The organism is Stenotrophomonas sp. HMSC10F06, assembly GCF_001807865.1.
Taxonomy (GTDB): domain Bacteria; phylum Pseudomonadota; class Gammaproteobacteria; order Xanthomonadales; family Xanthomonadaceae; genus Stenotrophomonas; species Stenotrophomonas bentonitica_A.
Genome location: NZ_KV791285.1, coordinates 201097 through 227994, shown reverse-complemented (window position 1 = coordinate 227994; position 26898 = coordinate 201097). Strand labels below are relative to the sequence as shown.

General features: G+C 64.5%; 24 protein-coding genes and 2 pseudogenes. 10 read left to right on the top strand and 16 right to left on the bottom strand.

Annotation, left to right across the window (positions count from 1 at the left end; genetic code table 11):
* Positions 1-36: 36 nt before the first annotated feature.
* Positions 37-693, bottom strand: coding sequence for a rolling circle replication-associated protein (locus HMPREF3113_RS18615; RefSeq protein WP_139146352.1), 657 nt, complete (start codon positions 691-693; stop codon positions 37-39).
* 150 nt (positions 694-843) lie between these two features.
* Entirely contained in the window at positions 844-1065 is a 222-nt protein-coding gene (locus HMPREF3113_RS11290; RefSeq protein WP_070472417.1) for a helix-turn-helix domain-containing protein, read from the bottom strand.
* 210 nt (positions 1066-1275) lie between these two features.
* Between HMPREF3113_RS11290 and HMPREF3113_RS18610 the strand changes: the two genes are divergently transcribed.
* Positions 1276-2094: a hypothetical protein gene (locus HMPREF3113_RS18610; protein WP_139146351.1), complete on the top strand. Its 819-nt coding sequence runs from the start codon at positions 1276-1278 to the stop codon at positions 2092-2094.
* An 85-nt stretch (positions 2095-2179) separates the two neighbouring features.
* Positions 2180-2854, top strand: coding sequence for a recombinase family protein (locus HMPREF3113_RS11285; protein ID WP_070472414.1), 675 nt, complete (start codon positions 2180-2182; stop codon positions 2852-2854).
* On the opposite strand, the gene HMPREF3113_RS11280 is transcribed toward HMPREF3113_RS11285, so the two are convergent.
* The 3 genes and pseudogenes from HMPREF3113_RS11280 to HMPREF3113_RS11270 all read right to left on the bottom strand — a co-directional run.
* Positions 2851-4824, bottom strand: coding sequence for an N-6 DNA methylase (locus HMPREF3113_RS11280; protein ID WP_083298774.1), 1974 nt, complete (start codon positions 4822-4824; stop codon positions 2851-2853). The genes HMPREF3113_RS11285 and HMPREF3113_RS11280 overlap by 4 nt on opposite strands.
* Before the next feature lie 49 nt (positions 4825-4873).
* The gene (locus tag HMPREF3113_RS11275) at positions 4874-6001 is read right to left on the bottom strand and encodes a hypothetical protein (protein ID WP_070472411.1); all 1128 of its coding nucleotides are present in this window, start codon (positions 5999-6001) and stop codon (positions 4874-4876) included.
* A gap of 127 nt (positions 6002-6128) precedes the next feature.
* Positions 6129-6767 (bottom strand): annotated as a pseudogene (locus tag HMPREF3113_RS11270) (magnesium chelatase domain-containing protein); the annotation flags it as partial.
* A 158-nt stretch (positions 6768-6925) separates the two neighbouring features.
* On the opposite strand from HMPREF3113_RS11270, the gene yidA reads away from it, so the two are divergent.
* Positions 6926-7765 carry a sugar-phosphatase gene (gene yidA / locus HMPREF3113_RS11265; protein WP_070472407.1) on the top strand — a complete coding sequence of 280 codons (840 nt, stop codon included), beginning with the start codon at positions 6926-6928 and terminating at the stop codon, positions 7763-7765.
* Between the two features lie 22 nt (positions 7766-7787).
* Here yidA and HMPREF3113_RS11260 read toward each other — a convergent pair whose 3' ends face one another.
* Positions 7788-8051, bottom strand: a complete 264-nt coding sequence (locus HMPREF3113_RS11260) for a ubiquinone biosynthesis accessory factor UbiK (RefSeq protein ID WP_019185256.1) — start codon at positions 8049-8051, stop codon at positions 7788-7790.
* Positions 8052-8177: 126 nt separating this feature from the next.
* Between HMPREF3113_RS11260 and HMPREF3113_RS11255 the strand changes: the two genes are divergently transcribed.
* A complete protein-coding gene (locus HMPREF3113_RS11255) occupies positions 8178-8516 on the top strand; it encodes a P-II family nitrogen regulator (RefSeq protein ID WP_070472404.1) in 339 nt (112 codons plus the stop codon).
* Between the two features lie 30 nt (positions 8517-8546).
* Here HMPREF3113_RS11255 and HMPREF3113_RS11250 read toward each other — a convergent pair whose 3' ends face one another.
* Complete coding sequence (locus HMPREF3113_RS11250; RefSeq protein WP_070426140.1) at positions 8547-9200, bottom strand: RIO1 family regulatory kinase/ATPase domain-containing protein; 654 nt, start codon at positions 9198-9200, stop codon at positions 8547-8549.
* A gap of 475 nt (positions 9201-9675) precedes the next feature.
* On the opposite strand from HMPREF3113_RS11250, the gene HMPREF3113_RS11245 reads away from it, so the two are divergent.
* Entirely contained in the window at positions 9676-10581 is a 906-nt protein-coding gene (locus HMPREF3113_RS11245) for an aspartyl/asparaginyl beta-hydroxylase domain-containing protein (protein WP_070472400.1), read from the top strand.
* 138 nt (positions 10582-10719) lie between these two features.
* On the opposite strand, the gene speE is transcribed toward HMPREF3113_RS11245, so the two are convergent.
* Positions 10720-11574 carry a polyamine aminopropyltransferase gene (speE, locus tag HMPREF3113_RS11240; protein WP_070472397.1) on the bottom strand — a complete coding sequence of 285 codons (855 nt, stop codon included), beginning with the start codon at positions 11572-11574 and terminating at the stop codon, positions 10720-10722.
* Positions 11575-11766: 192 nt separating this feature from the next.
* On the opposite strand from speE, the gene speA reads away from it, so the two are divergent.
* A complete protein-coding gene (gene speA, locus HMPREF3113_RS11235; RefSeq protein ID WP_070426138.1) occupies positions 11767-13656 on the top strand; it encodes an arginine decarboxylase in 1890 nt (629 codons plus the stop codon).
* 94 nt (positions 13657-13750) lie between these two features.
* Positions 13751-14068 carry a DUF6122 family protein gene (locus tag HMPREF3113_RS11230; protein WP_070426137.1) on the top strand — a complete coding sequence of 106 codons (318 nt, stop codon included), beginning with the start codon at positions 13751-13753 and terminating at the stop codon, positions 14066-14068.
* Positions 14069-14214: 146 nt separating this feature from the next.
* Here HMPREF3113_RS11230 and HMPREF3113_RS11225 read toward each other — a convergent pair whose 3' ends face one another.
* The 3 genes from HMPREF3113_RS11225 to HMPREF3113_RS11215 are packed head-to-tail and all read right to left on the bottom strand — an operon-like array spanning position 14215 to position 16456.
* Positions 14215-15555: a sensor histidine kinase gene (locus HMPREF3113_RS11225; RefSeq protein WP_070472394.1), complete on the bottom strand. Its 1341-nt coding sequence runs from the start codon at positions 15553-15555 to the stop codon at positions 14215-14217.
* Entirely contained in the window at positions 15552-16214 is a 663-nt protein-coding gene (locus HMPREF3113_RS11220) for a response regulator transcription factor (RefSeq protein WP_019185264.1), read from the bottom strand. Before HMPREF3113_RS11220 ends, HMPREF3113_RS11225 begins: the two co-directional genes overlap by 4 nt.
* Positions 16214-16456 (bottom strand): PepSY domain-containing protein, encoded by a 243-nt coding sequence (locus tag HMPREF3113_RS11215; RefSeq protein ID WP_046273066.1) that lies wholly within the window; start codon positions 16454-16456, stop codon positions 16214-16216. The genes HMPREF3113_RS11220 and HMPREF3113_RS11215 overlap by 1 nt, the downstream gene beginning before the upstream one ends.
* Positions 16457-16654: 198 nt before the next feature.
* On the opposite strand from HMPREF3113_RS11215, the gene HMPREF3113_RS11210 reads away from it, so the two are divergent.
* Positions 16655-17089 carry a PepSY domain-containing protein gene (locus tag HMPREF3113_RS11210; protein WP_019185266.1) on the top strand — a complete coding sequence of 145 codons (435 nt, stop codon included), beginning with the start codon at positions 16655-16657 and terminating at the stop codon, positions 17087-17089.
* Positions 17090-17167: 78 nt separating this feature from the next.
* Here HMPREF3113_RS11210 and HMPREF3113_RS11205 read toward each other — a convergent pair whose 3' ends face one another.
* The 3 genes from HMPREF3113_RS11205 to HMPREF3113_RS11195 all read right to left on the bottom strand — a co-directional run bounded on the left by HMPREF3113_RS11205 (position 17168) and on the right by HMPREF3113_RS11195 (position 19486).
* Positions 17168-17674, bottom strand: coding sequence for a hypothetical protein (locus HMPREF3113_RS11205; protein WP_019185267.1), 507 nt, complete (start codon positions 17672-17674; stop codon positions 17168-17170).
* Positions 17675-17772: 98 nt separating this feature from the next.
* Complete coding sequence (locus HMPREF3113_RS11200) at positions 17773-18984, bottom strand: NAD(P)/FAD-dependent oxidoreductase (RefSeq protein ID WP_070472391.1); 1212 nt, start codon at positions 18982-18984, stop codon at positions 17773-17775.
* 7 nt (positions 18985-18991) lie between these two features.
* The gene (locus tag HMPREF3113_RS11195) at positions 18992-19486 is read right to left on the bottom strand and encodes a lipocalin family protein (protein ID WP_046273045.1); all 495 of its coding nucleotides are present in this window, start codon (positions 19484-19486) and stop codon (positions 18992-18994) included.
* 183 nt (positions 19487-19669) lie between these two features.
* Between HMPREF3113_RS11195 and HMPREF3113_RS11190 the strand changes: the two genes are divergently transcribed.
* Entirely contained in the window at positions 19670-19918 is a 249-nt protein-coding gene (locus HMPREF3113_RS11190) for a hypothetical protein (RefSeq protein WP_026070111.1), read from the top strand.
* A 117-nt stretch (positions 19919-20035) separates the two neighbouring features.
* Entirely contained in the window at positions 20036-22450 is a 2415-nt protein-coding gene (locus HMPREF3113_RS11185; protein ID WP_254665283.1) for a DUF3772 domain-containing protein, read from the top strand.
* Between the two features lie 282 nt (positions 22451-22732).
* Here the strand turns inward: HMPREF3113_RS11185 and HMPREF3113_RS11180 are convergent, their stop codons facing one another.
* The gene (locus HMPREF3113_RS11180) at positions 22733-24835 is read right to left on the bottom strand and encodes a phosphoglycerol transferase I (protein WP_070472388.1); all 2103 of its coding nucleotides are present in this window, start codon (positions 24833-24835) and stop codon (positions 22733-22735) included.
* A gap of 305 nt (positions 24836-25140) precedes the next feature.
* Positions 25141-26796: pseudogene (locus HMPREF3113_RS11175) on the bottom strand (AarF/UbiB family protein); the annotation flags it as partial.
* Positions 26797-26898 lie beyond the last annotated feature (102 nt).

Genomic DNA, 26898 nt, shown 5'->3' with positions numbered 1-26898 from the left:
AAGGCAGCATCGCTGCCCTGATAGCTCGACTCAACGTCAGCCTCCGCCCGTGCACTCGGCAACCGGGTGGGGCGGGACCTGCGTGTTTTGCCAATCAATGGCGTCTGCATAGTCCGGCTTGCTGCGCGTCTTCAGTATGTAGCTAACCCAGCCGTGATCGGTCTTGGGTACAACTCGGTTCTGATCACGACTTGCCCATCTCAACCGAGTCCAATATTGCTCCACTTTTTTTGCAAAGTTTTCCGCGCTGATGCCCGGAGGAACCTCGATTTTGAGGTGGTAGTGCAGGCGCGTACTGCTGTTACGTCCGGTGCCGCCCTCTCGTACGGCGATCACCTGAAGGTTGGGGCGATGACGACCATTGGCGAACTTGTTCAGCCTTTTGATCAACTCGCGGACAGCGGCTTCAGCCACTTCCTCGCTGAGGTATTCCGGAAATCGACCGGACTTGAACGTAAGCGTGACAGCGACTCCGTCAAATTCACGCTCGCGGAAGTGCTTAAGAACCGCAGCATGCTGTTGCGCGACCCGGCTCAGCGTGGATGAAGGCGAGTGCCTAGCAGGTACGTAGGAACCGCTACGAGACGTCTTGGAGTCGCGCGGACCTGGATCATTCGGGGGGATCAGCTGGCTGAGCCGGGCGCGCTGTGCGGCGTTGAGATGCGAATACGAATACGCAGTCGGGCGGATCATGGAGGTCACTCGTCTGGAGGAGCGTCCAGATTTGCGAATTTCAGACCCAATGTTTTCGTAGGCGTGATTGGTCCGGGTGAGCCGAGCGGAGGACCTTATTCGGATGCCTCCGAGAGTCGATGTGCCACCGGCAGGCTGGGCTTGCAACCTTTATGCGTCGGCTTCCCGCAGGACTTCCCAAGCTTTGCAGTCCAGCCCGACGCAGACCTTCTGAAGGGTATCCAGCTGCAAGTTCTTCTCGCCCCTCTCTATGGCGCTGTAGTAGGTCCGGTGCATCCCAATAAGGTCCGCGAACCCTTCCTGACTGTAGCCTGCCGCCAGGCGGCGGTCGCGCAATGCTCTACCAAGCTGCTGCAATAGGGGGGTTGTCATAGCCCAAACCCTAAGAGACCGCTCCTTTTAGCTCTACAGACTTACAGGTAGACTACCTATAGGTATCATATGGAGCGTGGGTCTATGGGTCGTACGAGCGTCTTTCTGGCGGTATCAATAGGGCTGGCATTGAGTGCCTGTCATCAGGGTCCTGGCGAGCTGCCCTATCCATCCTCGCAGCGGCAGTTCGTTGATCTGAACCGAGGTTGCATGGCTGCTTACCGTGCTGGCACTAACGAGATTCAGAGGTCGTTAGCCTTCAACTCATGCAACGAGAGTCGGAGCCAGTTCGCCGCACATAGCCCGATTCGTGGCTGGCTCGGAACTGTCGAAAGCATCAGCACGGATCAAGGCGCGGACGTCGTTTCCTTCCGGATCGCCACTTCCATGGAGGGCTTTGATATTACGTACGGAACTGTTAGCAACCGTATGTCAGATGCCCGCTACGGTTCGCTCATCACGCAGACCAGCCCGCTATTCGGTGTCCTCGCTAACCTTCATGAGGGCGACTGGGTGATGTTCAACGGAGAATTCTTGGGCGACCCTGCCGGCAAAATGGGGACGTGGGAGTCAAGCATGACGGAGCGCGGGTCCATGGAAGAACCGGAGTTCAATATCCGCTTCACGGACGTGGAGCCCTTCAACGATGATCCGACTAACCGCGCACCCTACGTCAGTGCTCCGGTGGGTAGCGGAGTGTCGCGCATGACTATGCCGCGATCTCCAAGCCCAGAGACGGCAGCCAGTCCAAAGCATGGTGCGGATTCAGCGCCCAGCTCATCGACTACCGGTGACGAGCCCTATGCCAAGCGAAGAGCTCAGCTACTGGAAGACGGATACGCGCCCTCAAGAAAAACTGCTGGAACATTTCCGCTCGAAGTGGCAGGCGATCCAGCCGTGTGTGGCAACGCTGGCTGCCAGATCCCTTGGTTCAAGGGTAACCAATCCATCTGTGTCTCAGTCCAGGTCAATGACAACCTCGATGAATCCGACTGGCTCTCCCAGCAGTCGGCAGGACCCTGCGACTAACCACGCTGGACCCTTGCAACAAGATCCTCTCCAGCTGCGGCGAGATGTTATATAATAACAATACGGGCGTTTGGAAACCATACGAATGGCTGATTTCATTGCGTACTACAGAGTCTCGACCCAAGTGCAGCGACGTAGCGGGCTTGGATTGGCAGCCCAGTCAACATCTGTCGCAGACTACGTGCGCGCAGTATCCGGCGATCTAGTCGGAGAGTATGAAGATGTTGAATCAGGAGGGCGATCGGACAGGACTGGGCTGGTCAGGGCATTGCAGGCGTGCAGGCAGCAACGCGCGACGCTGGTCATCGCAAAACTCGACCGGCTGTCTCGTAATTTAAGCTTCATCGCACAGCTCATGGAGTCTGGCGTGGAGTTTGTGGCGGCGGACATGCCGTCTGCGAACAAGTTCACGATCCACGTGATTGCTGCCATGGCGGAGTACGAGCGCGACTTGATATCTCATCGGACGAAGGCTGCGCTGCAGGCAGCGAAGGCACGGGGAACGAAGCTGGGAAATCCACGCATTCGGTCCGCCGGCGCTTTAGGGACAGCTACGAGGATCAAGCAAGCAGACGCGTTCGCCGTTCGAATGGCGCCTGCAGTTTCCGCGCTCAGAGCAAGTGGTATTGGCTCTTTCAGGCTCATAGCCGCCGCACTGAACCAATCCGGTAGCCGGACGTCAAGACGGAAGGAGTGGACCGCAGCTGCGGTCCGCTCCGTTGAGCAGCGTTTGCATGCTCGGCAACGCGAAAAAGCCTAGCTTGAGCAAATCTCTTCTCTAGCCGACCTCGCGAGCTCTCGAGCTTCCACGCGATCGAAGATACATTTCTTCACCATCTTCTCAACACTCTTCCGCTTAGCCGCATCCTTTGGAATGGGTAGAACGAGTTCGTAGACCCGGTTGCCAAGGGTGTCGATGATGTCTTGAGTGAAGCGTTTTGCTTGGATTTGCTTGATTACTGGCTTGCAACTAAGCGCTGCAAGGAGCAAATACGGCGAAATTACATCAGGCTTCTTCACTCGAATCTTGTAGATGTGGCTCTGGTAGACGATCCGCTCATCGTACTTGGAAATGAAGCCGCAAGTCCCAATCAAGTAGGTCCCGTCCCTCACCATGAGGATGTCGCCTTCTTTGACATCCAGCTTGGCGCGCGAAGCCTCATAGATCTCCTCTGAAACGCCTTGCTTTGCGTCGAGCTTGATTTCCCAGTTGGATATGTCCGACGTGCGAACAAAGGGGATGTCGCCAGTGCCGTACGCGAGCTTGCCCACTTCAATGCCGGTGTCAAACTCCAACACACCATCTTTAACCAGGTCTGATATCAGGACGAGGTCGTGCGTAGCTTTGAGCTCGGACAGACCCTTCGCAGAGCTCGGCTCGTAGTAGCGAGGGGAAATGATGTTCGAGACGATGTCGGACTCTTTGAGTCGGTATCCGAGTGGTGAGCTCTTAAGAGACTTCTCGCTCTTCCTAAAGTTCGTCAGGATCTCAGGAATGTCGTTATTGGGAATACGGGAGCCACGGCTGTCATGACCACACCACTTCGCTTCCGCCATGAATACGGTCGTGCTCTTGCTGCTACGCGCCTTTTTTCGGGCGATGACGAGACATGTCTTGGTGTGGGTGCCACCACTGCCAGACGTCTTGAACAGATTCTCGGGCATGCCGACGACTGCCTCAAGGTGCGCCTTCTCTAGGAGGTACTGACTGATGTATCCCGACGAAGTGTTGGACAACATGCTTTCAGGGAGGACAAGACCCATCCTGCCGCCTGGCTTCAGCAACCTCAGACATAGCTCCAGAAAAAGGATCTGGGGCATGGGGCTGGTAGCCATCTTGTCGGTGCGAGTAAAGATGGTGCTGTCTCGCTTCCGAGACCACTTGTGAGCGAGATCAAATCCACGCAGAGTGGCTTCTGTGCCCACCTTGATTTTAGAGCCGAACGGAGGGTTGGTGACGACCACGTCGAACGTCCCGTCCAGCTCAAACGGGATCGCTGCTCCTGACTCCATGCGGCGCTCAATAGAGTCTGCGCATACCACATTTCCTGGTACCAACGACGTAAGAGCGATGTGGGTGGAGGCTAGGTCTGCAAGGTAGCGATCCTTCTCAATGCCATGCAGCGATTTCACGATTTTCTCTCGTGGGGCGCCATTAGCTCGCATATGACGAGCTGCATAACTTAAGAAACTTCCCGCGCCGCAGGCAGGATCGATAATTCGTTCACCCAGTTGGGGATCGAGGGCTTCGACGATCCACTGTACGGCTACAGTAGGCGTGAAGAACTGCCCCTCCCTTCCTCGCACCTCGTTCGACACGAAGACCTGGTAGAGTTCACTGAGTGGATCTTGCTGCTCGCTTTCAAAGTCGAAGCGCGACAGTACCTTGTCCACCTGATGGATGGAGCCGGGGTCCAGCAGCAACTCTTCATCGCGCTTAAAGACAGTCTGCCGCATGGCAGCCACCTTGCGGAAGGCTTCCCGGTACGCCGTAGCGCATTCCTCCGGCGATGACTTCCCAGCAAGGTCCGGGAATACAGAAACACAGAACATGCACTTTACGATTTCGTGCATGAGCGATGAGTCGCGGCTGATACCTAGCGCTCGCCCAGCCAGGTAGTTTCGTAGCTCCGCGAAAGCCTGGCTAGGTTGATAGGAAGGATCTGGCGTGGATTTCATGAACTGGTCGGCTCGAGCGGAAAAACAGATCATGGAATCATAGCTTTGCATGCCCCCGCCGACTACCCCTATCTTGATGGCGCGGATCTCTGGTGCCTAGCTAGGGGTTGTCAAGCCGGTGGGCGATGGTGCGGATAAGGGAGTGTGCATCGCCAAGCGATAGGTCGCCCTGGATTCGATTGCCGTCCCGCGATAGCCAAGCCACGTTGGACCCCACGTGCCTACCGCCAGCCTTTAGAGGATGCAGGTGTCCAACATGAAAATCCGATCTGCCTATGGACATCTGCGCAGTGAAGTCAGCGAAGGCATGCACCTGCAGAGTGACGGGGCAGCGTTGCATGGTCCATGTCGCGGGCGCTAGACCCTGCGCGACTAGCAGTGCACGAGCTTGCGAGGGGAACCCAGAGAAATCCGCGAGCGACTGGAGCAGCGCTCTTTCTACCGACCAGCAAGACTCGACATTTGCGTACTGATAGTCCCGGTAGGATGCTTCCCACCTTTTTGCGCGGTTTGTCTGCGTGGTGCCAGTCTGCGCTCTGTCCGTACGGTACGCCTTAGTCCGGATCTTCTTGACGGTATCCATGTCAAGAACTGGAGCGACCCCAAAGCTGGGGGCTTGCATCAAGATGCCTTCTACCTTCAGCAGCCAGTTCAGGTCAGTGAGGTCCGCTCTACGGATGTTGGAACCAGTGTGGATGTGGGCAGCGTCTTCAACCTGGTACGTCAGAGGGTAGGTCCACTCTCCATTGCGACCAGCAAGAGTGAGAGCAGTGGCTCGGAACTCCAGATCGTTAAGCAACAGTACGAGCACGCCCTCAAACATTTCGTAGCACTCCGCGTAGCTGGAAGCGCGTGGATCGTGAGCCTGGTCGAACGGCGGCGTCGACCCAAAGCTTGTAGAGGTGTTTGGACTCGTGGGTACCGGCATCCAACGAGTCTTCGTCTTTGTCGAGGAGACTCGGATATTGGTCAGCTCAATGAGGAATGCGAACCTCATTGCGTCAAAGATCATCCAGCGGAACAGGCGAGCATCGTGTACCTGGCGTGCCAGGTCCGCCATCAGCACGCCAAGAGGATCCGATGGGTAATCAGCGACGCCGATCATCAATGACTGATACGCCGGGTCAAGGCTGAACACCGAACGCACGCCTTCCCCTCCGAAGCTGTCGCCCACCGATCGCCGTTCTTCTGCTTCAAGAGCATCCTTCAGCTCATCGTATATGCCCATCTCACCCTCCTTAGCCGTTTGGGCTTAGGAGGCTTGCAGCTTCGACCAGTTGTTGCAACCTTCCGGCTAGGGCGCTGAGCAACCCTCGGCTATTGAGACCCCCTATTCATCCCTTAATCGGCTACCATATGAACAGGTGATGCCCGCCGGCGGCGGCCACTTCCAGCGCCCGGCGCGCCTGCAGCTGCCCGCGCACATCGCGCAGGTCGGGAATGCTGACCGGCACCGTGGCGGCGGCCACAGCCGGTGGCAGCGTGCCGCTTTCAAGGGCGCTGCAGACTTCCAGCAGAGTGCGTGCGATGCGTACGTCGGCATGTTGGGCCAACGCCGCCTCTTCACTGTTGGCCGCAGCCACGATCAGGCTCCGGCCATCCCCGGCGGCAGCGATCGCAGCAGGCAGAACGCCGTCGACCCCGCGCAGTTCACCGGTGAGGGCCAGCTCGCCCAGGAACTCGAACCTGTCCAGCGACTGCGCATTGATCTGACCGCTGGCGGCGAGGATGCCCAACGCGATGGCCAGATCAAATCGCCCGCCCTCCTTGGGCAGATCGGCCGGGGCCAGGTTGATGGTGATGCGCCGCTGCGGAAACTCGAACCGCGCGCAGATCAGGGCGGCTCGCACGCGGTCGCGCGATTCCCGTACTGCGGCAGCCGGCAGCCCGACGATCTGGGTATGCGGCAACCCGCCGGACAGGAATACCTCGATCCGCACGGCCGGCGCTTTGACGCCGGCGCGGGCACGGCTGTGCACCAGCGCGAGGCTCATGCGGTTGTTTCCGGGGTCTGCGGCATGCCGAACACAATGGCAGCACATGGATAACCCATCCATCAGCGCTTGCCGCGCCACGGGGTAGGCAAGCACCGCCACCATACCCGGCACTGCCGCTAGACTGGATGCCCCCACGCTCCACGCCGTCGAACACCATGGATATGCACCACCGCTCCGGCCCGATCGAACTGGTCGCCATCGATATGGACGGGACCCTGCTTGATCCGTCCCACACGCTCACGCCCCGGGTGATGCAGGCCATCGCCCGCGCCCGCGCGCAGGGCGTGCAGGTGGTGCTGGCCAGCGGCCGACCGGTGTCTGGCATGGCGCCGTTCCTGCAGCAGCTGGGTATCCACGGCGAGCAGGATTACTGCATCGCCTGCAACGGCGCGCTGGTGCAGAACATCGGCAACGGCCAGCGCGTGGTCGAGTTTCCGCTGAGCTTCGAGGACTTCGTGTTCTGTGAGCGGATCTCACGCGAACTCGGTATCCACTTCCAGGCGCTCGATGGCCGGCGCATGTACACGCCCAACCAGGACATCAGCCACTACACCGTGGCCGATTCGCACCTGTCGAACGTGCCGCTGTCGTATCGCCGGGTCGAGGACATGGACCCGGCCATGCAGTTCATCAAACTGATGATGATCGACGAACCCGCGGTGCTGGATGCCGCGATCCAGCGCCTGCCCTCGGAACTGACCGACCGCTTCGCGGTGCTCAAGAGCGCGCCGTTCTTCCTGGAAGTGTTTGATCACCGGGCGGGGAAGGGGCCGAGCCTGGAGAAGCTGGCCGCGCATCTGGGCGTGGACCGGGCCAACGTGATGGCCGTGGGCGACCAGGAGAACGACCTGACCATGCTGCAGTTCGCCGGGACCAGCGTCGCCATGGGCAACGCGATTCCGGCGGTCAAGCAGACGGCGCGCTTCGAGACCGCCACCAACGCCGAGGACGGCGTGGCGTTGGCGATCGAGCGGTTCGTGCTGCAGGACGCCTGACGCGCGTCAGCGCAAGCCCGGCTTACTCGCGCGGTGCAGCCGATCCGCCACGTGCTTCCAGCTCGGCCACCGTCTTCTCCAGCGCCTCCAGCTTCTCGCGGGTGCGCAGCAGCACGGCGCGCTGCACGTCGAATTCCTCGCGGGTCACCAGGTCCAGCTTGCCCAGGCCGGCCTGCAGCGCGGTCTTGAAGGTGGCCTGCAGTTCTTCGCGCGACTGGCGCAGGCCCGGGGGGACCATGTCGCTCAGGCGGCGGGCGAGGTCATCGAGGTGGTTGAGGTCGATCATGCTGCGGCTCCGCGGGGTATGTGCCAAGGATAAGCCGCCCCGCTGCCGGCGGCACTGACCGCGCGCATCGCGTTCACCGGCGGACAGGCGTTATCCTCGCAGCCTGAAAGAAAGGAGTGCAGACGGATGAAGATGGTCATGGCGGTGGTCAAGCCGTTCAAGCTCGACGACGTGCGCGAAGCGCTGGCCGAGCGCGGCGTCACCGGGATCACGGTCACCGAGGTCAAGGGCTTCGGGCGGCAGAAGGGCCACACCGAGCTCTACCGCGGGGCGGAGTACGTGGTCGATTTCCTGCCCAAGGTGAAGATCGAGGTGGCCGTCGTCGACAATCAGGTCGAGGAGGTGGTGGAAGCCATCGTCAAAGCCGCCGGCACCGGCAAGATCGGCGACGGCAAGGTCTTCGTGTACGACCTGGGCAGCGTGGTGCGCATCCGCACCGGTGAGCTGGACGCCGACGCGCTGTAACGCGCGCCGGCATTCCCAGGCCGCCCGCTGTCAGGCGTGGCCCTTGAACCAGCGGTAGAAGCGCTTCCAGGCCACGCGCACACCGGCCACCCAGCGCGGGTCGGCCACCTGGGCCGCCTCGGAGGCGCTGGGGCGCTCGCCGGTCAGGCGCTGGCGCATCTTCAGCAGATTCTTCATGTCGCTGCGGCGCAGCTGGCGCGAGACCGGGTGCACCGGCAGCCAGCGCGGGCTGCGCCAGGCCGAGGTGAAGTCCACCAGCACCGGCACGCCCCCGCTGACCATCACGTTGGTGCCATGCAGATCGTTGTGGGTGATGCCGGCGGCATGCAGGCGGGTGAGCGCGTACTGCAGCTGCTCGAAGACCTCGATACCGACCGACTGGGCCGCGCTCAGGGTCTGGCCGGGAATGAACTCCATGCCCAGCGCGAGGCCACCGATGGTGCCGAGCAGGGCCGGCGCGTGCTTCCAGCCGCTCAGGCGCTGCAGGATGCGCGCCTCGCGGCGCACCAGCAGGCGGGCGATCGGCGACAGCGGGGTGCCGCGGTAACGGGTGTAATCCTTGACCACGGCCGGCTGCCCGTTGAGACAGGTCCGGTAGACGTCGGGTTCCAGGAGGCGTTCGCCGCGCTTGAGCAGCTCGGCGGGGGCGGTGTCATCGACACACGAGGCAACGATTGTGTTCATAGGGGTCTGTGCGACCCGGCGGTCGGCGCAATGCGTCAGGCGTACCGGTGCTGCTTATGGTGGGAACTAAAGATTTCGTTAATTTTAGTACTCGCCAGTACACGAATCCGGATGATGTCGGAGAAATGTCGTCGCCCGGCGTGGAACAGTTCGTCACGCTGAAGCGGACAATCTTGTATCGTTTGGAATAATTTCGTTCTATATCAGCGGGTTGCCAGCGATCACCGGGGAGTGCGGGGCAGGCAACGCTTCCGTGCGTCCAACGCAGCAGGCGGTTGCATGGGTCACCCGGCGCTGAACATCGCCCAGCCTGTGCTTGACCGCGACGCAGGCGCTGCGGACCATATGCTGTTGTTCGCGACATCGGCGGCCGCCCCTCTCCGGCACGTCCCCGCCCTCTGCCGCCGTATCGGTGCCGGTCACTTCCGTGCATCGCCCCCACCATTTCGGGTCCGGCTGTGCCGGAGGAAGACTGATGATCAAGATCGTGCTGGCAGGGCTGTTCATCGCCTGCGTGCTGTACATCCATTACCGCGGCAAGGTGCGCGCGCGCTGGTCGCGCCAGCTGCTGGACCACTCAAGCTTCATGGCCCCGATCAACGTGATCATGTATGCGTTCTCGAAGGTGCCGACCACGCCCTTCCTGGACCCGGGCAAGGAATTCCCGCAGCTCGAGCCGCTGCGCCAGAACTGGCAGATGATCCGCGACGAAGCGCTGGCCCTGCGCGACGCGGACAAGATCGCTGCGTCCAGCACGTTCAACGATGCCGGCTTCAACTCGTTCTTCCGTCGCGGCTGGAAGCGCTTCTATCTGAAGTGGTACGGCCCCTCGCACCCCTCGGCCAAGGCGCTGTGCCCGAAGACCACCGCGCTGCTGGAATCGCTGCCGGACGTGCGTGCGGCGATGTTCGCCCAGCTGCCCTCGGGCAGCGAACTGCGCCCGCACCGCGATCCCTTCGCCGGCTCGCTGCGTCTGCACCTGGGCCTGGCCACGCCGAACGACGATGGCTGCTACATCGTGGTGGATGGCATCAAGAAGAGCTGGCGTGATGGCGAGTGGATGATGTTCGATGAGACCTACATCCACCACGCGCACAACGAGACGCCGGACGACCGCGTGATCCTGTTCTGCGACATCGCCCGCCCGCTGCGCTTCGGCCTGCCGGGCCTGTTCAACCGCGCGGTGGCGTCCACGCTGCTGGCCGGTGGCGCCTCGCCAAACCTGCCGGGTGACCCGACCGGTGGCGTTAACAAGGCCTTCGGCAGCGTCTACAAGGTGCGGCTGAAGGCCAAGGCGCTGCGCGAGCGCAGCGTGGTGGCCTACCAGGTGATCAAGTGGGGCCTGGTGGTGGCGGTGATTGCTGGGATCTGGGCGATCTGAGGCCTTGGGGTTCAGGGGGTTGCCGGCCAGCGGCCGGCACTACCCGGTGACGGAACAACAAAAAACCCGCGCTGCTGCCAGCGCGGGTTTCTTGTTGGCGAACCGGTAGGTGCCGACCGTTGGTCGGCACGCCTTCGATCAGCCCTTCAGGGCCGCTGCCACGAACGGCGGGGTCACGAGCACGCCGGTGTGCAGGGCGGCGGTGTAGTACAGCGTCTCGAACGACTTGCCAGCCGAATCGGCCTGGCGGAAGTCGAAGCTGCTCTCGCCCTTGCGGGCCAGGGTCACGCTCCACCAGCCGGTCGGGTAGCACGGCTGCGGGAACGGCAGGGTCTTGAACGAACCGAAGCCGGCCTTGCCCATCTCGGTGCGCATTTCGTTGATCAGGTCCAGCTGCATCAGCGGCGATTCGGACTGCTGCACCAGGATGCCGTCGTCCTTCAGGGCCTTGAAGCAGCTCTCGTAGAACGCCTTGTTGAACAGGCCTTCGCCGGGGCCGACCGGATCGGTCGAATCCACGATCACCACATCCACGCTGCCGGCCGGGCAGTTGGCCATGTAGGCCACGCCGTCGTCGAACAACAGCTCGGCGCGCGGGTCGTCATTGGAATCGCACAGCTCCGGGAAGTGCTTGCGGGCCATCACGGTGACCTGCTCATCGATGTCGCACTGGGTCACGCTCTCCACGCCGGTGTGCTTGAGCACTTCGCGCAGGGTGCCGCAGTCGCCGCCGCCGATGATCACCACGCGCTTGGGCGCGGCGTGGGTGAACAGCACCGGGTGGCTGATCATCTCGTGATAGAAGAAGTTGTCCTTGCTGGTCAACATGATGGCGCCATCGATGGTCATCAGGTTGCCCCAGTCGGTGGTCGCGAAGATCTCGATCTTCTGGAACGGCGACTGCACTTCATCCAGCTTGCCGGTCAGGCGGTAGCCGATGGCCGAGCCGGTGCGCTCGAAGTGTTCGATGTACCAGTTGTTGTTGTCAGTCATGGAGAAGCAGTCCTGTTCGGAAGGGTGGTGGAGCCGGGCTGGCGGCGGTGCCGCGTGGCGCAAGCCACGTCCGGACGGGTTGGCCCGTTCAGGTTTCAAGCCTGAGCACGGGCGCGGGCGCGCATGATAACGGAGCTGTCGCCACATAGGCGTTATCATGCACCCCCTTTTTTACCAACCAGGCCCACTGAAATGACCGATTGGTCCCTCGACCAAGCCCGCAAGACCTACTCGATTCCGCATTGGGCGGATGGTTACTTCGACGTGGATCAGGCAGGACACATGGTGGTGAGACCGACTGGCCAGGACGGCCCGGTGGTGTCCTTGCCCAAGATCGTGGACGCCGCCCGCGAGGCCGGCGCCAAGCTGCCGCTGCTGGTGCGCTTCCCGGACATCCTGGGCCAGCGCCTGGGCAAGCTGCAGGCCGCGTTCGCGCAGGCCCAGGCCGATTGGGAGTACCCGGGCGGCTACACCGCCGTGTACCCGATCAAGGTCAACCAGCACCGCGGCGTGGCCGGCACCCTGGCCAGCCACCACGGCGAGGGCTTCGGCCTGGAAGCGGGCAGCAAGCCCGAGCTGATGGCCGTGCTGGCGCTGTCGCGCCCGGGTGGCCTGATCGTCTGCAACGGCTACAAGGACCGCGAGTACATCCGCCTGGCCCTGATCGGCCGCAAGCTGGGCCTGCAGACCTTCATCGTCATCGAGAAGCCCTCCGAGCTGAAGCTGGTGCTGGAGGAATCCAAGGCGCTGGACGTGAAGCCGGGCCTCGGCGTGCGCATGCGCCTGGCCTCGCTGGGCGCGGGCAAGTGGCAGAACAGCGGCGGCGACAAGGCCAAGTTCGGCCTCTCGCCGCGCCAGCTGCTGGACCTGTGGAAGTCGCTGCGCGATACCGAATACGCCGACTGCCTGAGCCTGCTGCATTTCCACATGGGCTCGCAGATCTCCAACGTGCGCGACATCGCCAACGGCATGCGCGAAGCCACCCGCTATTTCGTGGAACTGTCGCGCCTGGGCGCGAAGATCACCCACGTGGACGTCGGCGGTGGGCTGGGCGTGGATTACGAAGGCACCCGCTCGCGCAGCTTCTGCTCGATCAACTACGGCCTGAACTCTTACGCCAGCAACATCGTGCAGCCGCTGGCTAATGCCTGCGAAGAACATGGCCTGACCCCGCCGCGGATCGTCACCGAGTGCGGCCGCGCAATGACCGCGCACCACGCGGTGCTGATCGCCAACGTCTCCGAAGTGGAAGAGGCGCAGGAAGGCCGCGTGCCGGACCAGCACGACGACGAGCCGGCGGCGATCCGCCACCTGCGCGAGATCCATGCCGAGCTCGATGAGCGTCCGGCGGTGGAGCTGTTCCAGGAAGCGCAGCACTTCCATGCCGAAGGCCTTGCCAGCTATGCGCTGGGCCAGATCGACCTGCCGCAGCGCGCCCGCATCGATGACCTGTTCTACGCCATCGCCCACGCCGTGCGTGCCCGCCTGAGCTATGACGAGAAGAGCCATCGCCCGGCGCTGGACGAGTTGAACGAACGCCTGGTGGACAAGTACTTCGTCAACTTCAGCGTGTTCGAATCGATTCCCGATGCTTGGGCGATCGACCAGGTGTTCCCGATCGTGCCGATCGAGCGCCTGAACGAGCAGCCCGAGCGCCGCGGCATCATCGCGGACATGACCTGCGATTCGGACGGCATGGTGAAAACCTATGTCGAGAACGAGAGCCTGGACACCTCGCTGCCGCTGCATGCGCTGAAGTCGGGCGAAAGCTACCGCATCGCGTTCTTCATGGTCGGTGCGTACCAGGAAATCCTGGGCGACATCCACAATCTGTTCGGCGACACGGATGCGGTGGAAGTGCTGGCCGATGCCGATGGCTACGCGATTACCCAGCAGCGCCGCGGTGACACCACCGATGTGATGCTCGACTACGTGGGCTACAGCCTGGCCGATCTGCGGGCGAGCTATGCCGAGCGCGTGGCGGCGGCGAAGCTCTCGCCCGAGCGCGCGCAGGAACTGTCCGAGGCACTGGAGGCCGGCCTGACCGGCTACACCTACCTGTCCGACGAGCCGCTGACGTAAGCCAGCGTTTACGGGTGACGGCCTTCGGGCCGCACCCGGCTGTCCGTAACGCCGGGCATTGCCCGGCGGTCTTTGCAAGGCACCCGACACCGGCATGAGCGCGCGCGCGATCTTTCATCTGTTCCTGCATGCGGCCGTCCCCGCGCTGCTGGCGTGGATGTTCTGGCGCAAGCGCTTCCTGTCCGCCTGGGTGCTGATGCTGCTGGGCTGGATCATCGATCTGGACCACCTGCTGGCCGATCCGATCTACGCCCCGAACCGCTGCAGCATCGGGTTCCATCCACTGCACACCGCCCCGGCGATCGCGGTGTATGCGGGGCTGTGCGTACCGAAGAAGACGCGCCTGTTCGGGATCGGACTGATCATCCACATCGTGCTGGATGCCATTGATTGCTGGTGGATGCGCGCATGACAGGCAGGGGGGCGCCGTGGAGAAGAACGCGTCGCCACGCGCCCGACTCCGACCGGTGTTCGTAGCAGGTGCTCTAATGCTGGCAAGCTGGCGCGCACCTGGGCGCGTTGGGGTGTTCGCGAAAAGCAGCCGACCAACGGTCGGCTCTACCCGGTGGCTGCTCCGCCTGCCGGCAACGTCACCGTCGCCTGCAACCCCGGCGTGTCATTGGCCAGGACCAGCGTGCCACCGTAGCTCTCGGCGATGTCGGCCACGATCGACAATCCCAGCCCGCTGCCCGACGAGCGCTCATCCAGCCGCACGCCGCGTTCCAGCACGCGCTCCAGCTGCGCTGGCGGGAGTCCCGGGCCATCATCGGCCACGGTGATGCGTAGCTGCTTGCTGTCCCGTGCCACGTCCACCCGCACCGCCTGCGCGGCCCACTTGCCGGCATTGTCGAGCAGGTTGCCGAGCATCTCTTCCAGGTCCTCGCGCGCACCGGCGAACACGGCGGCATCCTCGCTGTCGCACGTGAAACGCAGCCCGCGCGCGGCATGTACGCGCTGCATCAGCCCGCACAGCGCGCTCACCACCGGCGCCACCGGCGTGCGCTGCTGGCTGTCCGCGCCCAGGCCTGCAGCGAGGTAACGATCGATGCTGGCCTGCATGCGCGCGGTCTCGCTGCGCAGGGTCTGGCGCCAGTCGCTGCCATCCCCCTCGGCTTCGGTGATGAGCACGGTCAGCGGTGTCTTCAGCGCATGCGCGAGGTCTTCGGCGCTGCGGCGGGCGCGCACCACCATGCGCTGGTGGTGATCGAGCAGCGCATTGAGCTGGCCGGCCAGCGGCGCGACTTCCTTGACCAGGCCCTGCTGCGGGAAGCGCACGTTCTCGCCGTTGCGGACCTGTCCGGCGATGCGGCCCAGTTCGGCCAGCGGCCGCAGCCCGTAATGCACCTGGGTGACCAGTACGGCGAACCACAGTGCGATCAGCACGGCCAGGGCCAGTGCGGTGCGCTGCCGGAAACTGGCAACCTGGGCATCCAGCTGGCTGCGGTCGGTGGCGACCATGACGATCACCGGTGCGGCGGCGCGCGGCAGGGTCACCTGCTGGGCCAGCACGCGCAGTGATTGCTTCAACGGGCCGGTGGCATCGAAGGCCTGCGCCGGCCCCGGGTGCAGCGCGGTCGGGGCGGCCAGCGCGTCATCCCACAGCGAGCGCGATTGCCCAAGCGGGCGGCCCTGCGCGTCCAGCACCTGCCAGTAGTCGCCGGAGAACACGCGCCGGTAGCGCTCGTCGGCCAGGGTGTCGCGCCAGTGCAGCTGCCCGTTGGCATCGCTCTCGGCCAGTGCCAGCACCGCGATCAGGTCGTTGCCCAGGCGCTCGTCCATCGCGGTGCGTGCCGAGCGCTCGAACATCGCGCCCAGCCACCAGGTGGCCAGCGCGGAGACCAGTACCAGGCCCAGGCCACCGGCCACCAGCAGGCGGGTGCGCAGCGAGCCGGTGGTCATGGCGTCGCCGAGAGGCGGAAGCCCTGCCCGCGGTGGGTGTGGATCAACGCGCTGCCCAGCTTGCGGCGGATCCGCCCGATCAGCACGTCCAGCGTGTTGGAGTCCGGATCGAAGCCGTCCTCGTAGACGTTCTCGCCCAGCCGCGCGCGGCTCAGCACGGTATCGGGGTGATGCATGAAGTAACTGAGGATGCGGTGTTCCTGCGCGCTGAGCGCCAGCGGCGCACCGTCCAGCTCGAAGCGGCCGGCATTGACGTCCAGCACCAGTGGGCCGCACTGCAGGCGCGGATGCGCATGACCGGCGCTGCGGCGGATCAGGGCGCGCAGGCGCAGCAGTAGCTCTTCGGGCTGGAACGGCTTGGTCAGATAATCATCGGCGCCGGCATCGAAGCCGGCCAGTTTGTCGTGCCAGCGGGCGCGGGCGGTCAGTACCAGCACCGGGAAGTCCCGGCCCGCCTGGCGCCAGCGCTCGATCACGCTCAGCCCGTCCAGGCCCGGCAGGCCCAGATCGACCACGGCCGCGGCGATGTCTTCGATCTGGCCCTGGTACTCGGCGTCCCGGCCCTCCGCACTATGGATGACCACGTAGCCGGCGTCTTCCAGCAGCGTCTGCAGGCGGCGGGCGAGCAGGGCGTCATCTTCGGCAAGCAGCACGCGCATCAGTCTTTTTCCATTTTCAGCAGGCGGCCGGTGGCCGCATCGTAGTCCAGCTCCATCACCACGCCGTCCGGGCCGAGGATCTCGACCTCGTAGGTGTCCTCATCCAGCTCCACTTCGATGAGCTTGCCGGGATAGCGCCGCAGTGCATCGGCCACCACCTGTTCCAGCGGGACGAAACGGCCCTGCCGGACCGCCTGGCGCACGCTGTCCTGCTGGCGGCTGCCACCGTCGAGCACCCGCATCGGGTCCTGCGGGGCCAGGGTCAACAGCAGGGGCAGCATCAGGGACAGGGCGGACATGCGGGCACGCAGGGCAAAGGGCAGGCCACCGGTATACCGGGGATGTCTAAACAGTATCTAACAGTGCCCCTCATGGTCCGGTTAGGCGTGGTGGCCAGACTGGCGGTGCCGGAATGGACCGGCGCCCCCTCAAGGATTCCCATGAAGACGATGATTGCCGCTACCACCCTGGCCGCCGCACTATTCGCCACCCCGGCCTTCGCCGCCAACCTGTCCGCCGCCCAGGTGCAGGCCAGGCTCAGCGCGGCCGGCTACACCCAGGTGCACGAACTGGAGCACGATGATGGCGTGTGGGAGGCGGATGTGACCCGCAAGGACGGCACCGTCGATGAAGTGATCATCGATGACACCAAGGGTGAGATCTTCGACCCGCGCGATGGCCGCGCGCTGCTGGATGCCGGGCAGATCCTGGCGCTGGCCGGCAAGGCCGGGCTGACGCAGATCGAGTCGCTCGAGCGCGATGGCGCCACCTGGACGCTGGATGCACGCAATGCCCGCAACCAGCGCGTGGAAGTACGCATGAGCGGTCACGATGGCCGCGTACTGGCCAGCAAGCGCGATGGCTGGTGGGACTGATCCCGCGTCACGGCGCACGGATGCACGAACGGCCGGGTTGCCCCGGCCGTCCGCGTGAGTGTCCCACCGCTGCAGCGCTTACCAGCGCGCCGGGTAATCCCAGTAGCCGGGCCCACGGCCGTAGCCGCCGTAGCCATCGAAACCGTCATAGCCGTACGGGCCGAAGAAGCCCGGGCCCTTGCCTTCGCTCACCCGGATGTTGACGTTGACGTTGCGCGTATTGCCTTCGTCGGACGTGTAGTTCTTGCTCAGGTTGAGCTCGGCGGCGTTGTAATGGGTGTTGCCGAAATTCTTCGCGTAGCCGATGCCGGTGGTGACGCTGCCGTTGACCCGCAGTTTGTCGTCGGTCACGTGGGCGATGCCGTTGGCGGCCCGGTCGGTGGAGCGCCGGCCGGTGCGGTCGCCGTAGAAGGTGCCGGGCGGATCGCCGCGCAGGGACTGGTCGCTCAGGTACTGCAGCGGGGCGTCGGGGATGCTCAGGTCCAGCCCGGTGGCGGACTGCGGGCCGGTGGCGCCTGCGGCAGACTGGGCCAGCGCCACACCGGGCAGGGACAGGCACAGCAGCAGGGGAAGCAGGCGGATCATGAGAGGCTCCGGAGCAGACAGGCGGGACGGCCGACAGCGCTGACGCTAGCAGCCGTAGTTTGAATGATGCCTGTCATGGCGTGCGTTGCAAGGGGAACTCAGCCCAGGCGCTCAAATCCGAACAGCTCGGCCAGCGGATGCCGGCGGCGCTCGATCCGCGACCGCAGCAGCCCGGCGCCGATCATGGAGTAGGTGATGCCGTTGCCGCCGTAGGCCATCGCGAACAGCACCCGCGGCCCCCACTGTGGGTGTGGACCGAAGAAGGGCAGGCCATCGTGGGTCTCGGCGAAGGTGCCGCCCCAGGAGAAGGCCGGCTGCAGCGGCAGGTGCGGAAACAGCTTGGCGGTCTTCTTGAGCAGCTTGCCGGTCTTGCTCTCCACACGCCGGTCGCGCCGCGCCGGGAGATCGATGGCGTCGTCTTCGCCGCCGATCAGCAGCCGGTTTTCGCCGGTACTGCGCAGGTAGAGGTAGGGGCGCGCCGATTCCCAGGCCATCGTTTCACGCAGCGGACCGAGCAGATCCGGGTGGATCGGGTCGGTGATGAAGGCGTAGCTGCTGCGGTTGCGGGCCACCGAGGGCTTCAACCAGCGCTGTCCGGCATAGCCGGTGGCCAGCACCACATGCCGGGCCCGGATGCGTGCACCGCCCAAGGTGGTGGCGGTGACGCCACGCGCGGTGGGGGTGAGCGTGTCGAGCACGGTGCGGTCGTAGACCCCGCAGCCACGCTTGTGCAGCCGCATCAGCAGGCGGTAGGTCAGCCGGTACGGATCGATGCGTGCGGCGAGCGCGCTGAGGATCGCCCCCGGCGCGCGGATGCCGTACTCGTCCGCGACGCTGTCGCTGTCCAGCCAGCGCACGTCGAAACCATGCTTGGCACGCAGCGCGCATTCTTCGGCCAGTACGGCCTGATGCCCACGCTTGCTCGCGTAGTAGAGGCTGGCCATGCGATGGCAATCCACATCGCGGAACGGCGCGGCCACCTCGCAGATGGCCGGAATGGCATCGGCACACGCCTGGTAGGCCCGTACGGCAGCCTCCTCGCCGTAGCGCTGGGCCAGGTCGATCAGGTGGGTGTCGATCTCATACTGCAGCAGCGCGGTGCTGGCCGCCGTGCTGCCCCAGCCGATATCGCGCTGTTCGATCAGCGCCACGTCATGGCCGTGCGCGCACAGCTCGTCGGCGATCAGCGCACCGCTGATACCGCCACCGACCACCAGCACCTCGCAGTTCAGATCGTTTTCCAGCGGTGGAAACGCATGCATCAGGCCGTTGCGCACGGCCCAGAACGGGTAACCGCTCTTCAGATCCATTGCGGCCTCAGGCGGTGGGATGGCCGGTATGCGGGGTCTGGATCAGCTCGGACAGGTCGAAGCCCTGCAGCCGCGCCTGCGCCAGATAATGCTCCTGCGTGGTGCGATCGAGCGTGGGGGTACGTGAGAGCAGCCACAGGTACTTGCGGTCCGGGCTGCCGACCAGCGAGACACTGTAGTCCGGGGCGATCTGGATCACCCAGTAGTCGCCCTTGGTGAAGGGCAGCCAGCGCAGGCCCTTCGGCAGGAAGCTGACCTCCAGCCGCGCGGTGTCGTTATCGACCGGGCAGGCCTCACCGTCGGCTTCCTCGATCTCGTTGCCCATGCGGCAGCGGTTGACCACGGCGACATGGCCATTGTCCTTCAGGCTGTAATGCGCGGACACATCGGTGCAGCCTTCCGGCTCGTGCTTCATGGGCAGGCGGGCGATCTCGTACCAGGTGCCCAGGTAACGCGGCAGCTTGAGGTCGGGAACGGTCTTCAGGTCGGGATGTGTGGTCATGGGCAACGGCTGGTGGGAATGCGATCCCACGATGCCGGGCCTGCTGCCACGGCCGGGTGAAGCCGAGGCGAGTACGGCGTCGAGAACGCTGCGTTGTCGATGCGTCATGCTCCGGCCGCGTGGGCGGCGCTATGCTGGGCAGGGGCGCCTTGAGCGCTTCTTTCAACAGCGATGGAGATGCGGATGTACCAGGTGATTCTGCTCAAGAGCGAAACCGGCTTTGCCCGCCAGCAGCGGGAGACCGCCGACGACGTGCTCGACCATGAGGGCGTGACCTATACCCTGCGTGCCGGGCCGCGGCAGCCGCTGCCGACCGATCATGCCTGGGACGAGATCGCGGTCTACGCGCCGGAGGAGATCACCGAAGAAGAGTTCCAGGACTGGTACGCGCGCCTGCAGCCGCAGGTCGAAGAGCTCCGCCTGAAGTACTGAGGGCCGCATACCTGTTCTGAACGGGGCCCGGTTTATAGTCGCGGGCAGGCGCGGTGGTCCGCGCGAACCGTTGGTGCTGGCGTGTCGCTTCGTCATTCTTCGTTTGTGGTGCGGTCGTTGTCGTGGCTGCTGTTGTTCGCCTGGCTCGGCGCCGCGCCGATCGCGCTGGCCCAGGCCGGCGACCCGGATCCGGACCCTGCCAAGCAGCTGGCCCAGGCCGAAAAAACCTTCCGGTCGATCAATGACGACCTGGAGGATGCGGCCACCACCGAGACCCTCAAGGCGCTGTCCGACCGCGCGCTGGCCGTCCAGCGCGATGCGGACGGCCTGCAGAGTGCACTGGACCCGCAGCTCAAGCAGGTGGACGCGCGCCTGTCGCAGCTGGGCGAGGTGGCCGAAGGTACCGTCGAGCCACCGGAGGTCAGCCGGCAGCGCAAGGCGCTGAACCAGCAGAAGGCCGATATCAACGCGCAGATCGCCCGCGCCAAGCTGCTTTCGGTGGACGCCAGGCAGCTCGGCGAGCGGATCGAGAAGATGCGGGTCACCCAGTTCAGCGAACAGCTGACCCGCAAGGTCGCCTCGCCGTTGTCGCCGGCGCTGTGGCGCAGCTTCGCCAAGGATGTGCCGGGCGATGTGGATCGCTTGGCGATCCTGTACCACATGGGCGTGGACGCCGCGCGCAAGGCGATCGCCCGGCACGGCTGGACCGCGCCGCTGATCGGCTTGGGCGTGGCCCTGGTGATGTTCTTCCCCCTGCGGCTGTGGCTGCGCGCGCTGGGCCGGCGCTTCGCTGCCTCCGAGCGCGCACCGGATGGCCGCCTGCGTCGCTCCGGGCTGGCGGTGTGGCTGCTGCTGGTCGGCACCCTGCTGCCCGGCCTGGCGGCGGTGGCACTGGTCGAGTCACTGGATGCGATCGGCGCGATCCCGCCGCGCCTGCAGTCGGTGGCCCAGACCTTCGAAGTGGCCACCTTCGTGGCCGCCTTCATCGCTGCGCTCAGTGCCTGCCTGCTGGTGCCCAAGCGGCCGTCGTGGCGGCTGCTGTCGCTGGATGACAGCGCGGCCTGGCGCCTGCGCAAGTACGCCTGGGGCGCGGCCGGCCTGACCTGGCTGAGCATCATGCTGGTCGCCCTGGACCGCGCGGCACGTACCAGCGAAGTCACCACGGTGGCCGTGGATGGGCTGATCGCGCTCACGTACATGGCGTTGATCATCGCGATCCTGGTTTCGCTGGCGCGCATGCACAACCGCCAGGCGGCTGAAGCTGCCGAAGCCGAAGCACGTGCCGATCCCCGCGCTGGTGGCGATGGCAAGGTACGCGGCGCGCCCCGCCGCAGCGGCTGGATCGTGCTCGCGCGCCTGGCCGGCCACATCGCCGTGGCAGCGGCGGTGATCGCCACGCTGCTGGGCTATCTCAACTTCGCGCTGTTCGTGGCCCAGCAGCTGGTCTGGGGCGCGGTGGTGCTGATGGCCGTCTCGCTGCTGCTCAAATTCGCCGATGACCTGGCCACCTGGGCGCTCGCGCCCAGCAGCCGTGCCGGGCAGACCATCGTATTGACCACCGGGCTCAGCGAATCGCGGGTGGAGCAGGCCGGCGTGCTGCTCTCGGCGGTGCTGCGCGTGGGCGTGATCGTGCTCGGCCTGCTGGCGCTGGCCGCACCGTTCGGCAACCTCAACGCCTTCCTCGGGGGATTGGATTCGCTGTCCGGCGGGCTGAAGATCGGCGAGACCACGCTCCGACCGAGCAGCGTGATGTACGCGGTGCTGGTGTTCCTGGTGGTCTGGGCGGTGATGCAGGCGTTCCAGCGCTGGCTGAGCGACACCTACCTGCCGAAAACCGAACTGGATGCCGGTGCACGCAACTCGATCAGCACCGTCACCCGCTATCTCGGCATCATCGCCGCAGTGCTGTGGGGCCTGACCGCGCTGGGCATCGGCTTCGAGAAGCTGGCCCTGGTGGTCAGTGCGCTGTCGGTGGGTATCGGCTTCGGCCTGCAGGCGATCACCCAGAACTTCGTCTCGGGCTTGATCCTGCTGGCCGAGCGGCCGGTCAAGATAGGCGACTGGGTCAAGCTGGGCGACCAGGAAGGGGATATCAAGCGGATCAGCGTGCGTTCGACCGAGATCCAGGTCGGCGACAAATCCACCTTGATCGTGCCCAACTCCGAGCTGATCACCAAGACCATCCGCAACATGACGATGGGCAACGCGCAGGGCCGGATCCAGATCCAGTTCTCGGTGCCGTTGAACACCGACGTGGCCGCGCTGCGGCAGATCCTGCTGGATGCATACACCGATCACCCGGGCGTGCTGAGTGACCCGGCACCGTCGGTGTTCATCGATTCGATCGCCAATGGGCAGATCGCGATCAACAGTTTCGCCTACGTCTCGGGTCCGCGTGCGGTGTACGGCGCACGCAGCGAGCTGTATTTCACGATGCTGCAGAAGTTTGCCGTCGCCGGGATCGCGTTGTCCGCACCGACGGATATCCATCTGGTACGTGACCCGGCGGCAACGCCGGACCCCGACGCATAACAAGGCCGGTAGGTACCGGCCGTTGGCGGGCAGCGTCCTGATCCGGGTAGTGCCGCGATCCAGGTAGTGCCGGCCGCTGGCCGGCAGCGCGCTGATAGAGGTAGCACCGGCCGGCAGCGCCCTGATCCAGGTAGTGCCGGCCGCTGGCCGGCAGCTGCACGATGCAGAGAGAACCGGGAGCCGGCCAGCGGCCGGCACTACCGATACGACCAGCAGACCTGCTAAGGACAGCGGACCCGATACGAACGACGGACCGCCCCCATGCCCGGCGGGAGGGCCGGATCAGCCGCGGTTGCCGCGGCGCGACGGCACCAGCGCGAAGGTATCCACGGCCAGCTTCTCGGCGTGGTTCAACCAGGCGCGCACTTCCAGATCATCCACCTCGTGGTCCAGGCCGAAGCTCAGGTTGATGCGGCCTTCTGCATCGGGCTGCACCCACTGCTGGGCCACCACCACCTTGCGCTGCGAGGAGACGGCTTCGATCCAGAAGCCACGGTCCGGCGACTGCTTGGTCACCAGCTGCACCATGTACTGCCCGGCGCGGGTGCGGCGGCCCTTCTGCGTGATCATGTGCGCCTGGCGGATGCTCGGGCGCGGGCCGTTGAACGGATCCAGCGGGCCATCCACCGCCACGCCACCGCGCAGCTGGTCATCGCGGAAGAGCTTGATGCCCTTGTCCTGGTTGACCAGCATCGCGCACCAGTCGCCATCGGCCGAGCCATCCTCGAACGCAGTGCAGCGATCCACGTAGGCCAGCGTATTGGATGGGTCGGCCAGATCGAACTGCTTGGACGTGTTCTCCAGATACACCGACTTCAGATCCCAATGCTTGTCGTACTCCAGCAGCACCGGCGGCTGCACGTGCTGCAGGCCGATCACCACCTGGTTGTCGTCATCGATGCGCAGCTGGCGGGTCTTGTCGCCCAGCCACAGCGAGCGCGAGAACGCGAGGTAGCGCGGGTAGTCCTTGCCGTTGTCGCGGAACACCGCGGCGCTGGCACTGTCCGAATGCTCCGGATGCAGCAGCGAGCGGCCGAAGCCGATCGAATCGATGGCCGGGTCGATCAGGCTCAGCAGCGTGGCGCCCGAGTCCAGCGTCGAGCCGGCCGGCGCGGTCAGCTGGCGCGGGGCGATGTCCTTGCCCAGGAACAGCAACAGGTTCTCGCGATCCTGCTTGGCCAGGATGTGGCTGAGATCGTTGGGCATGGCCAGGTGATCGGAGGCGATCACGATCAACGTGTCTTCGCCGTACGGACTGGCCTGGATACGATCGACCAGTTTGGCGATCAGCCCGTCGGTGCACTTGAGTGCGTTGAGCATGCCGATGTTGCCGTGCTCGCTCTGGTAACGGGTGCCTTTGCAGGCCACGGGGAGGTGACCGGCGGGATGATGGGTGTCCATGGTCAGCGTGGTGAGCATGAACGGCTCGCCCTTGCGCGAGAGCTGCACGAAGCGGTCGTACGCCTTGTCCAGCAGCACATCATCATGCACGCCCCACGGCGAGAAATGCGCGCGCGTGATCTTCTGCTTCTTGAACCAGGCCAGATCATCCACGGTATCGAAGCCGTGCGTGGCCAGGAACTGGCCCTTGCCCGCGAATTGGCCGTTGGCGCCGCCCAGATAGTGGTTGGTGTAGCCCTGCTGCTTGAGGTAATCGCCGAGGCAGACCGCTTCGGGCAGGAAGCTGCCCATGCGCCCCATGCTGTTCTCATCTTCCTTGGCGGTGGTCAACGGCACGCCGCACATCGAGGAGACCAGGCCGGCGATGGTCCAGCCACCGCCTTCGGCCGAGACCAGCCCGCGCACGTCCAGCGACTGCGCGGCCAGCCGGTTGATGTTGGGCATCAGGTCGGGGAAGGTGGTTTCATTGAGATAGGTGCGTTCCAGGCTTTCGCCGTAGATCCACACGATGTTGCGCGGCTTGGTCAGCGGCTGCTGCGGCACGCGGTACTCGGCCTTGACCATGCTGTAGTCGACCGGGCGCATCTGCTGGTACAGGCGCTGGCCATCGCTGTACAGCGGGCTGACCACGATCGCGACGAACCACATCGCCAGGAAGCCGGCGAAGACTGCCTTGCCGTGTGCGGGTCGGTGCCGGCGACGCAGGCGTGCCAGCAGCAAGGGGGTGAGCGATACCAGCGCCAGTGCGATGAAGCCGGCGATGTAGTGCTTGAAGTCGGCGATGCCGGCGCCTTCCATGTCTGCGCCAAGGTGGTACAGGGTGGCGGCATTGAGGCCATCACCGGACAACTTGTTGATCAACCACCACGCACTGAGGGTCAGCAGCAGCAATGACATCAGGCTTGCCTTCCACCACACCCACTTGTCAGATGCGAGGAACAGCCAGGTGAGCAGCAACAGTGACAGCAGCAGGATCCAGAGCATAAGCACTTTTGGCAGTGGAGACAGGTGGTGATGGACGTCATGACGACGTATGTCCCATCCGACCGGCTGTCCCAACCACACATGCATGACAAGCCGATGACCCGATCATGCCTGCACGAACCTGACTGAAATGTTTGTTGAAAACGACAGCGGAATTCACGCATCGCATTGCGGGATGCGACGTAAAACAGGCGTGAAGACGTACGCACGATGCTGCGTTGCATCGCGCGTTACGCGATGTGTTTTCCCGGTTGTCTGGTGAGCTTTCCCGGTTGTCTGAATGCGTGACGCGCGTGGTGAGCGCGTCAACGATGCCCGCGTTCTTCCTTGGAGCGCGCACGACGATCGAAGATCAGCGCACTGAGGATGATGCCCAATCCGAGAAAAACACCGATCAACATCAAGGTGAACGCGATGGCGGGATAGCCGAACAGATGCCATCCGGTATCGACCTTCATCATCATCGCGGCGGCCAGTATCAGCGCGGCGGTGACGATGCCGGCAGAGACGCGGTTGGCGATCTTCTGCAGGTTCTCCATCAGGCGGGATTCTTCCAGCCCGGTGACCTTCATCTGCAGGCGGTTCTCGGCCAACAGCGCGAGGATGTCGGTCATCTTGCGTGGCCCGTCGCGCAGCAACTGCTGCATCTCCATCGCCTCGCTGGCGAGGTTGGCGGCCGACAGCGATTTCTTCAGGCGCGCGCGCATCACGTGCTGTAGCTGTTTCTCCACGATGCGCCGGGTATCCAGGTCCGGCGACAGCAGCCGGCACACGGTTTCCAGATTCAACAGCGCCTTGCCCAGCAGGCTCAGCTCCGGCGGGGTGCGCAGGCCGCTGGCGGTGGCAATGCGCACCAGGTCCAGCACCACGCGGCCTTCGGAGAAGCTGCTGTTGGCGGCATAGCGCGCGATGATCTGCCCGGTCTCGCGCAGATAGCGTTCTTCATCGAAGAACTCCAGCCGCGTGCTGATGCCGATGATTTCATCGGCGACTTCCTCACCGCGCCCATCCACCGCGGCGAACAACAGTTTGAGCAGGCGCTCGCGCAGGCGCGGCGGCATGTGCGCGACCATGCCCAGGTCGAAGATCGCCAGGCGACCGGCCGGGGTGACGCGCAGATTGCCGGGATGCGGATCGGCGTGGATCTCGCCATGCACGAAGATCTGGTCGACATAGCCGCGGATCAGCGCGGCAGCGAGCGGAGCCATCGGCTGCTCGGTACGGCGCACATCGGGGATCATGTCCACGCGCACGCCCTGCGCCAGCTCCATGGTCAGCACGCGGTGGCTGCAGTAGTCCCAGATCGGCTGTGGCACCCACAGCGGCTTGAACGGCTTGAGATGCTGGCCGAAGCGCTGCAGGTTCTCGGCCTCGGCCTGGTAGTCCAGCTCCTGCATGAGGGTCTTGGCGAATTCATTGAGCCAGTCGCGCAGGCGCACGCGGCGTCCGACCTGGGTGAGATGGTCGGCGGCCAGCGCAAAGCTGCGCAGCACGTCCAGATCCGAGCGCAGCTGGGCGGCGACCTCCGGCTTCTGCACCTTGACCGCCACCTGGCGGCCATCGTGAAGCTCGGCGCGGTGCACCTGGGCGATCGAGGCGCAGCCCAGTGGCACCGGGTCGAAGCTGGCAAACAGCTTGGACACCGACGCGCCCAGTTCCTTTTCGATGATCGCCGCGACGCGCTCGACCGGGATCGGCGCAACGTTCTCCTGCATGCGCTCCAGGGCCGTGGCGAACTCCACCGGCACCATGTCCGGGCGGGTGGAGAGCATCTGGCCCAGCTTGACGAAGGTCGGCCCCAGCGATTCCAGGTCGGTGACGAACTGTTCCGGGTTTCCTTCCGGTGGCACATCGTGGACCGCGCCTGCGTCCAGGTTCATGCCGGAAAATACGCCGGAATTACGGTAGCGCAACAGCAGGCGCAGGATCTGGCTGCGGCGGTTCATGCCCTTGACCAGCGACGGCGAACCGGGAAGGACGGGCGTGGTGTTCAAGCAGGACTCCGGGGCGACGATCACCAGCAGTGTGGCCGGGCGGCAGTGGTGGACTGGTGAATCCGCTCC

Bases quoted from the DNA above. Each gene is read 5' to 3' on its own strand.
- HMPREF3113_RS11230 (WP_070426137.1), top strand. From the start codon at position 13,751: ATGAGCGCGCGCGCGATCTTTCATCTGTTCCTGCATGCGGCCGTCCCC.
- HMPREF3113_RS11205 (WP_019185267.1), bottom strand. From the start codon at position 17,674: ATGATCCGCCTGCTTCCCCTGCTGCTGTGCCTGTCCCTGCCCGGTGTG.
- yidA (WP_070472407.1), top strand. From the start codon at position 6,926: ATGGATATGCACCACCGCTCCGGCCCGATCGAACTGGTCGCCATCGAT.
- HMPREF3113_RS11225 (WP_070472394.1), bottom strand. From the start codon at position 15,555: ATGACCACCGGCTCGCTGCGCACCCGCCTGCTGGTGGCCGGTGGCCTG.
- HMPREF3113_RS11260 (WP_019185256.1), bottom strand. From the start codon at position 8,051: ATGATCGACCTCAACCACCTCGATGACCTCGCCCGCCGCCTGAGCGAC.
- HMPREF3113_RS18615 (WP_139146352.1), bottom strand. From the start codon at position 693: ATGATCCGCCCGACTGCGTATTCGTATTCGCATCTCAACGCCGCACAG.
- HMPREF3113_RS11275 (WP_070472411.1), bottom strand. From the start codon at position 6,001: ATGGGCATATACGATGAGCTGAAGGATGCTCTTGAAGCAGAAGAACGG.
- HMPREF3113_RS18610 (WP_139146351.1), top strand. From the start codon at position 1,276: ATGGCTGCTTACCGTGCTGGCACTAACGAGATTCAGAGGTCGTTAGCC.
- HMPREF3113_RS11190 (WP_026070111.1), top strand. From the start codon at position 19,670: ATGTACCAGGTGATTCTGCTCAAGAGCGAAACCGGCTTTGCCCGCCAG.
- HMPREF3113_RS11290 (WP_070472417.1), bottom strand. From the start codon at position 1,065: ATGACAACCCCCCTATTGCAGCAGCTTGGTAGAGCATTGCGCGACCGC.
- HMPREF3113_RS11250 (WP_070426140.1), bottom strand. From the start codon at position 9,200: ATGAACACAATCGTTGCCTCGTGTGTCGATGACACCGCCCCCGCCGAG.
- HMPREF3113_RS11210 (WP_019185266.1), top strand. From the start codon at position 16,655: ATGAAGACGATGATTGCCGCTACCACCCTGGCCGCCGCACTATTCGCC.
- HMPREF3113_RS11220 (WP_019185264.1), bottom strand. From the start codon at position 16,214: ATGCGCGTGCTGCTTGCCGAAGATGACGCCCTGCTCGCCCGCCGCCTG.
- HMPREF3113_RS11255 (WP_070472404.1), top strand. From the start codon at position 8,178: ATGAAGATGGTCATGGCGGTGGTCAAGCCGTTCAAGCTCGACGACGTG.
- HMPREF3113_RS11280 (WP_083298774.1), bottom strand. From the start codon at position 4,824: ATGCAAAGCTATGATTCCATGATCTGTTTTTCCGCTCGAGCCGACCAG.
- speE (WP_070472397.1), bottom strand. From the start codon at position 11,574: ATGACTGACAACAACAACTGGTACATCGAACACTTCGAGCGCACCGGC.
- speA (WP_070426138.1), top strand. From the start codon at position 11,767: ATGACCGATTGGTCCCTCGACCAAGCCCGCAAGACCTACTCGATTCCG.
- HMPREF3113_RS11200 (WP_070472391.1), bottom strand. From the start codon at position 18,984: ATGGATCTGAAGAGCGGTTACCCGTTCTGGGCCGTGCGCAACGGCCTG.
- HMPREF3113_RS11285 (WP_070472414.1), top strand. From the start codon at position 2,180: ATGGCTGATTTCATTGCGTACTACAGAGTCTCGACCCAAGTGCAGCGA.
- HMPREF3113_RS11195 (WP_046273045.1), bottom strand. From the start codon at position 19,486: ATGACCACACATCCCGACCTGAAGACCGTTCCCGACCTCAAGCTGCCG.
- HMPREF3113_RS11245 (WP_070472400.1), top strand. From the start codon at position 9,676: ATGATCAAGATCGTGCTGGCAGGGCTGTTCATCGCCTGCGTGCTGTAC.
- HMPREF3113_RS11215 (WP_046273066.1), bottom strand. From the start codon at position 16,456: ATGCGGGTGCTCGACGGTGGCAGCCGCCAGCAGGACAGCGTGCGCCAG.
- HMPREF3113_RS11180 (WP_070472388.1), bottom strand. From the start codon at position 24,835: ATGCTCTGGATCCTGCTGCTGTCACTGTTGCTGCTCACCTGGCTGTTC.